Here is a 6336-nt window from a genome sequence, read left to right on the forward strand (position 1 = left end):
GCGTCGCCCCGGGCGCCAACCTCTCGTGCTCGCAGACCCCACCCCCCCCCGGCGAACCCCGCCACCGCCCTACGCGCGGGGTCCGCGCCTTCACGGCCGACGGCCACGTCCGGCACGCCCGATCCAGCCGGCGACCGCACGCCCCAGCCCACGCGACCCGCGCCGAGCCTTCCGACGGAGCTCCGCCCGGCGTCCCTCGGCGGCGCTCCGCCCCCAGTGGCCGTCGGGCGACAGGACCGGTGCCGTGCGCTCCGCCCGTGCCCGGATCTCGACATGGGCCTCGTGCGCCGTGACCCGGAACGCCTCCTCATAGGAGGTCGGCGCCGCACTCATCGCCCCACCCGCGAGCCCCCGACGACGGATCCTGGCCGGCCAGGCGCCGAAGCCCAGGACCACGGCAAGACCACCGGCCAGGATCAGGAACGGCACCAACGCATTTATGGGCGTGAGCCCAGCGACCGAGGTCGCCCGAGTCCGGCGCGTGCAGAAGGGATCCGGCGCCGGTGCCGGCTCCCCCAGCGCCGGCAGCGGCCTCCGCCTCAAGCGGCATCCGGATAGTCGGGCAGCACCAATGCCGAGTGCGCCGCGCGCCCTTCCGCCGCACTCCTCGTCGCCAGCGCCCTCGACGCCGCCTCCGGATCGCGCACCAAGCTGTTGCGAGCCTCCAGTTGTTCGCGCGTCGTGGGCGTGACCATCGTGCCGCCGGTCGTGGCCAGTGCCTGGTTGCGCTCGGCGAACGGCCGCATCCTGCGCTCGTAGGCCGCGAAGGCCTCGGTGTGGTCCGCGTGCGCGGCCGGCTCGCCGGCCAGGACGTACGCGCCGACCAGCGCGACGCTCGACCCCTGACCGGACATGAACGAGGTGGCGTGCGCGGCGTCACCGGCCAGCACGACCCGCCCGTGGGACCAGGTGCGCATGTGGATCTGGCTCACGATGTCGAAGAACAGGTCGTCAGCTTCGCGCACGGCCTCCACCAGGCGCGGCAGGTGCCAGACCGGCTCGGCGAAGCGTGCCGCCACCAGATCCCGCTGGGCCTCGGGATCGCGGAACGCCTCGAAGGGCGGGGTGTCGCGAAGTCGGCTGACCGACGACGCCCGGGGCGAACACGGCGGGGGTCCAGCTTCGACGTTCAGACCGTGGGCAAGGGCAGGGCTAACCGGAGATGGTGGAGCGCAGCCGCCACAGGTCTCGGAGCACCGCGATCTCGGACATGTGGTGGATGAACTCGAGGTTGGCGCCCGCCACGACCGTGATGTAGGGGTCGTCCGGGTCCGAGCCGTACGGGTACTGGGAGAAGCCCACCGTGTCCAGCTGCTCGTCGGTGACGGCGGCGACGGCGGCGCGCCAGCGGTCGATCACAGCCCAGAACCGTTCGAGTGCCACGTCGGCGGAGGGGGTGAAGTCGACCAGCAACCTCGGGTCCTGCCGGCGTTCGCCGAAGGTCCACTCCCACTGGCCCGCGAAGCAGGAGTGCAGGTGCCCGAGCCGCCAGGCGAGAGTGGTGAACGGCGCCTCGTCCGGGGGCGGTTCACCGGTGTGGGCAAGAACCTGCTCGACGCGCTCGACGCTCACGCTCCAGTCCACGGCGATCTTGGCGACCGACATGCCGTCGGCGACCTGCCGCGCGACCTCGGCGTACTCGTTGGCCGGGATGTCCGGGGCACCCTTGTCCAGCACCCACTCGCCCGGCCCGTACGCCCTGGGCGTCGCCGCCTCGGACCTGCGCCGGATCGACCAGCAGCCGGTCACCGGCTCCCACAGGTACTCCTCGTCGCCGAGCCCCGCCAGTCGCACCTGGGCCATCTCTCTGGCCTGGTCGAACTGGTCGAGCAGCAACCCCAACCGGTCGGTGCGCGCACCCTCGGTCTCCATGCCCGGCTCCCCTCGTGGTGCCACCGCACCCTCACTGCGTCCAGGCGGAGGCTAACGAGTCGCCACGCGGGGCGCGACCGGATTTCGGCGCCCGCGGCGGCCTACGGAGCCTCACGGGACGATGACTGTCACATCCCTTGAAGCGGCCCACTGGGCGTGCATAGGATCGTGAAGCGAAATTGAAACGTTTCAGTTCCCGAGCACGTGGCCGGCTGCGGCCGGGCGACACGGGGTATCGCACCTTCAGTGTGCGTCCCGACGCCCGTGCGGGCGTGGACTGGGCGCGTACCTCGATCCGTACCGTGCGCGGGGAGGCGGCCGTGGCGTGGTCCGCCGTCGGGGGCAGGCTGCGGCTGACGGTGCGGGTGCCCGTGGGAGCGGAGGCGGAGGTGCACGTGCCGGTGGCCGAGGGGGTGCGTGCGACGGCGCCCGGCGGGGCGGAGTTCCTGCGGTCGGTGCCGGGCTTCGACATCCATCGGGTCGGCCACGGCACCTGGGAGTTCACGGGGACCGCGTGACGCCGGTCCCGGTCGGCCGTCCGTCGACGTAGGTGGCCACCACCTCGATGTCGCCGATGCGTGAGGTGTCGACGCGCCGTGGGTCGTCGCCGAGCACGGCCAGGTCGGCGCGCTTGCCCGGGGTGAGGCTGCCCAGGTCGTCCTCCCAGTGGCAGGCGTGGGCGCCGGCGACGGTGTACGCGTGCAGGGCCTCGTCGACGGTGATGCCCTCGGCGGGGCCGATCCGCCGGCCCGACAGGGAGGCGCGTTCGACCATGAACTGGACGGCGCGCAGCGGGGATCCGTCGGTGACGGGACGGTCGGAGCTGCCCACCAGCGGGATGCCGTGATCCAGGAACGCCCTGCCCCGGTAGAGCCACGGGGCGCGTTCCGCACCCATGATCGCGGCGTAGTCGTCGCCGAAGCAGCGCAGGAAGTTGGGCTGGACGACCGCGCTGACACCGAGCCGGGCGAAGCGCGGGAGCTGGTCGGGGCGGATCAGTCCGGCGTGCTCGATGCGGTGCCGGGCGTCCGGCCGCGGGCGGAGGGTCTGCGCCCGTTCCAGCGCGTCCAGGGCGACGTCGGCGGCGAGGTCGCCGATCGCGTGGACGGCGAGCTGCCAGCCGGCGAGGTGTCCGTCGACGATGGTCCGGGCGAGTACGTCGGGGTCGTCCTGCAACTGGCCCGCGTGGTCGAGCCCTTCGTAGGGGCTGCTGAGGGCGGCGGTCCTGGCCATCATGCCGCCGTCGGTGAACACCTTCAGCGCGCCGACGGAGAGCCGGTCGTCGCCGAAGCCGGTGCGCAGTCCGAGGTCGAGGGCCCGGGGAATGCCGTCGGTCTCGTGGGCGTCGACGGGGTGCAGCCGGTCCGCGGACACCATGAGCTGCACCCGCAGCGGCAGCAGGCCCCGTTCCCGGGCGAGTTGGTAGGCGCCCAGCTCGACCGGGCTGTGGCCCAGGAGGGTGCCGCCGATGCCCGCTTCGGCGCAGGCGGTGACGCCCTCGGTGAGGCAGGTGCGGGCGGCGCGTCCGATCGCCTCGGCCAACTCGTCCTGTGCGTGCGGCAGGCGCAGGGCGCGGGCGGCGCCCATGGCGCCCTCGGCGAGGAAGCCGTTCTCGTGCGGGGTACCGGCGGGGAGCAGGTCGAGAACGGCGGAGTTGACGGCGCAGCCGTGCCCGGAGTCGTGGGTCACGTAGAGCTTGTGTCCGTGGCTGACCCGGTCCAGTTCGGGGGCGGTCAGGTGGCGGCCGAGGGCCCGCTGGTCGTAGCCGGCGATGCTCACCCAGGAGCCGGGGGTGCCCTTGCGGGTGACGGCCTCCTCCACGACCGCGAGGGCGTCCGAGATCCGCGTGAGTCCGGCGATGCTCGGGGTGTTCTGCTTGAACCCGGTCCAGGCGAGGTGCACATGGGCGTCGACGAAGCCCGGCAGTACGGTGGCGCCCTGGAGGTCGACGACTTCGCGGGCGGGCAGGGAGGTCACGGCCTCGTCCAGGCCGACGATCCGGCCCCGCCAGATACCCAGGTCATGGGCGACGGGGTGGTCCGGGTCCATGGTGAGGAAGCGGGCGTTCGTCAGTCTGGTGCAGAGCATCGGGGGTCGGAACCTCCTGAGGCATTAGGTTAGGCTCGCCTAATGGACGGCGAGCTTAGTCGTCCCACTTTCCGCTCCACAAGGAGACGTTCATGAGGCTGGTGGGGGAAGAGACCTTCGCCGCGTACGGGCTCTCCGGCGCGCCCGGCACCGACGCCTTCTGGGCCGCGGCGCGGACACCCGCGTCGATACCCGACGGCGAGGGCTGGACGGCCCTGTTCCTGCGGCGCGGTGGCGAGGCGGCGAGCATCGGCTTCGAGAGCTGGTCGGACCCGGTGCCGCTGCGCAGGTGGGGGGTCACGGACTGCTGGTACGCCGAGGTCCGTATGCCCGCGCGGCTGCGGGTGACGTACCAGTTCCTCGTCGGTGACGCGGCGTACGCGGACCCGGGCAACCCGGTGGGTGCGGGCGGCGAGCGGTCCCTCTTCGCGACACCCGACGCGCCGCCCCAGCCGCACTGGCCCGTGGTCGGCGCCGACGACGTCCTGCCCCTCCCCCGCACCCGGCTGCGCTGGACCAGCGAACGGCTCGGTGGGCGGCGCACCGTGCGGGTCCACGAGGTGGGCGGGGGCGGGCCGGTGGTCCTGCTGCTCGACGGGGACGACTGGCTGTATCTGCATCCGGCGGCGGCCGCGTTCGACTCGGCGGTCAGGAGCGGCGAGATGCCGCCGGTCACGCTGGTGTTCCTGCCGGCCAGGGACCGGCAGGCCGAGTTCGGGTGCCGGCCCGCGCTGTGGGAGGCGGTCCGGGACGAGCTGCTGCCCCTGGTGGCGGAGAGCGCCGTGCACGCCGACCCGGACCTGCTGGTGGTCGCGGGCCAGAGCCTCGGCGGACTGAGCGCGCTGTACGCCGCGCTGGAGTTCCCGGACCTGGTGTCCCGCGTGGCCTGCCAGTCGCCGTCGTTCTGGTGGACGCCGGACGCCGCGCACCTGCCGGACCCGCTGGGCGGCCCGGTCGGCGGGACCGTCGCGGCACGCCTGCGGAGCGGTCCGGACCTGTCCGGGCTCCGGGCCGCGTTCGACGTGGGGGAACACGAGACGCGGATGCTCCCCCACTGCTCCCTGGTGGAGACCCTGACCGAACAGGCCGGTGCGACGGTACTCGTCTCCCGCTCGGCCTCGGACCACGACCGGGCGGGCTGGCGGCACGCCCTGCTCCGGGACGTGGCCTGGGCGCTCGCCTAGGTCCCGCCGACGGTCGAGAGGTCGAGCGCGCGGTCGGCGTCGCGCGGCCGGAGCACGCGCATGATGCCCTCCAGCAGGTCGTAGTCGGCGTAGGGGAGGGATATCTCGACGCCGTCCTCGGCCGGCCGGTTACGCGTGCAGCGGGCGACCACCGCCTCCGCCCGCGTCGACCGGCGCGTGAGACACGTCCGGGCCGGCGCGGTGAGCAGCCGCAGGGCCGTCTCGCGGTGCTCCCGCCTCCCGGTGGCCGCGGCGAGGTCGAGCAGACCGCAGGCCATGACCGCACCGGCCGAGGCGTCCTTGACGTCGTACGGCTGCTGCGGCGCCCGGTAGTCCCACACGGGGACGTGGTCCTCGGTCAGGGCGCCCGTCGCGACGTCGGCCAGCCCGCGGGCGGTGGTCAGGAAGCCGCGGTCGCCGGTCCTGCGGTACATCGTCGTGAAGCCGTAGCCACCCCGTGCCTGGCCGCGCGCCCAGCACGACGTGGGCTGTAACCCTGCACGGTGCCGGGGCCGACGGCCGCCCCGCTGTCCGGGCCGAAGTCGTAGACGTGCGGGGTCGATCCGCGGGGCGGGGGAACACCCGCTGCGTGGTCCTGGCGTGCTCGGTGGCGATGTCCAGGTACTTCCCGTCCCCCGTCTCCCGGCTCGCGAAGGCCAGCAGGTCGAGGCTCATCATGGTGTCGATGATGACCCGGCCCGCGTTTCCGGGGTCGGACAGGGCGCCCCACGCGCGGATGTAGCGGCCGCGTGGGGTTGTACCGCTGGATGAGGGAGTCGGCCGCCCTGATCGCGCCGTCCTTCCAGGCGGCGTCGCCCGTCAGGCGCCAGGCCGTGACCCACGACGGGTAGAACCGGAAGCCGAGGTCGCGGGTGGAGGTGTCGTACCGGCGCGGTGCGAGTCCCCGGGCCGAGTCGAGAGCCAGGGCGCGGAAGTCGTCGTCGCCGCTGTGGAGATACGCCATCCAGAGCGTCCCGGGCCAGAACCCGCCCACCCAGTCGCCATTCTTGGAGTAGACCCACTTCTCGAAACTGCGTCCCCACCGGGAAGTCGCTCACCCGCGCCCCGGACACGCGTCGGGGGGGGGGGGGGGGGGGGCCCCAACAACACAAAGCTGAAAACAAAAAAAGAAAAAAAAAAAAAAAACAACACAAACAACAAAAAAAAGAAAAGCGAAAGAATAAAATGGAAG

At 72.8% G+C, this 6336-nt stretch carries 7 protein-coding genes; 2 read left to right on the forward strand and 5 right to left on the reverse strand.

What is annotated here, in order from left to right; all coding sequences use genetic code 11:
- Positions 1–90 precede the first annotated feature (90 nt).
- The 3 genes from ACFWR9_RS09725 to ACFWR9_RS09735 all read right to left on the reverse strand — a co-directional run bounded on the left by ACFWR9_RS09725 (position 91) and on the right by ACFWR9_RS09735 (position 1872).
- Entirely contained in the window at positions 91–429 is a 339-nt protein-coding gene (locus ACFWR9_RS09725) for a hypothetical protein (RefSeq protein WP_383838213.1), read from the reverse strand.
- Between the two features lie 110 nt (positions 430–539).
- Positions 540–1019 (reverse strand): FAD-dependent monooxygenase, encoded by a 480-nt coding sequence (locus tag ACFWR9_RS09730; protein WP_383838216.1) that lies wholly within the window; start codon positions 1017–1019, stop codon positions 540–542.
- Positions 1020–1152: 133 nt separating this feature from the next.
- Positions 1153–1872 carry a DinB family protein gene (locus ACFWR9_RS09735; RefSeq protein ID WP_383838219.1) on the reverse strand — a complete coding sequence of 240 codons (720 nt, stop codon included), beginning with the start codon at positions 1870–1872 and terminating at the stop codon, positions 1153–1155.
- A 179-nt stretch (positions 1873–2051) separates the two neighbouring features.
- Between ACFWR9_RS09735 and ACFWR9_RS09740 the strand changes: the two genes are divergently transcribed.
- Complete coding sequence (locus ACFWR9_RS09740; protein ID WP_383838222.1) at positions 2052–2390, forward strand: alpha-L-rhamnosidase C-terminal domain-containing protein; 339 nt, start codon at positions 2052–2054, stop codon at positions 2388–2390.
- Here ACFWR9_RS09740 and ACFWR9_RS09745 read toward each other — a convergent pair.
- Complete coding sequence (locus ACFWR9_RS09745; RefSeq protein WP_383838225.1) at positions 2374–3960, reverse strand: amidohydrolase; 1587 nt, start codon at positions 3958–3960, stop codon at positions 2374–2376. The two genes, ACFWR9_RS09740 and ACFWR9_RS09745, sit on opposite strands and share 17 nt — an antisense overlap.
- Before the next feature lie 92 nt (positions 3961–4052).
- Between ACFWR9_RS09745 and ACFWR9_RS09750 the strand changes: the two genes are divergently transcribed.
- Positions 4053–5144 (forward strand): alpha/beta hydrolase-fold protein, encoded by a 1092-nt coding sequence (locus ACFWR9_RS09750; protein ID WP_383838228.1) that lies wholly within the window; start codon positions 4053–4055, stop codon positions 5142–5144.
- On the opposite strand, the gene ACFWR9_RS09755 is transcribed toward ACFWR9_RS09750, so the two are convergent.
- The gene (locus tag ACFWR9_RS09755) at positions 5141–5578 is read right to left on the reverse strand and encodes a hypothetical protein (protein WP_383838231.1); all 438 of its coding nucleotides are present in this window, start codon (positions 5576–5578) and stop codon (positions 5141–5143) included. The two genes, ACFWR9_RS09750 and ACFWR9_RS09755, sit on opposite strands and share 4 nt — an antisense overlap.
- Between the last annotated feature and the right edge of the window lie 758 nt (positions 5579–6336).

Source organism: Streptomyces sp. NPDC058534 (genome assembly GCF_042717365.1).
Lineage (GTDB): Bacteria > Actinomycetota > Actinomycetes > Streptomycetales > Streptomycetaceae > Streptomyces.

Bases quoted from the DNA above. Each gene is read 5' to 3' on its own strand.
- ACFWR9_RS09745 (WP_383838225.1), bottom strand. From the start codon at position 3,960: ATGCTCTGCACCAGACTGACGAACGCCCGCTTCCTCACCATGGACCCG.
- ACFWR9_RS09735 (WP_383838219.1), bottom strand. From the start codon at position 1,872: ATGGAGACCGAGGGTGCGCGCACCGACCGGTTGGGGTTGCTGCTCGAC.
- ACFWR9_RS09755 (WP_383838231.1), bottom strand. From the start codon at position 5,578: ATGTACCGCAGGACCGGCGACCGCGGCTTCCTGACCACCGCCCGCGGG.
- ACFWR9_RS09750 (WP_383838228.1), top strand. From the start codon at position 4,053: ATGAGGCTGGTGGGGGAAGAGACCTTCGCCGCGTACGGGCTCTCCGGC.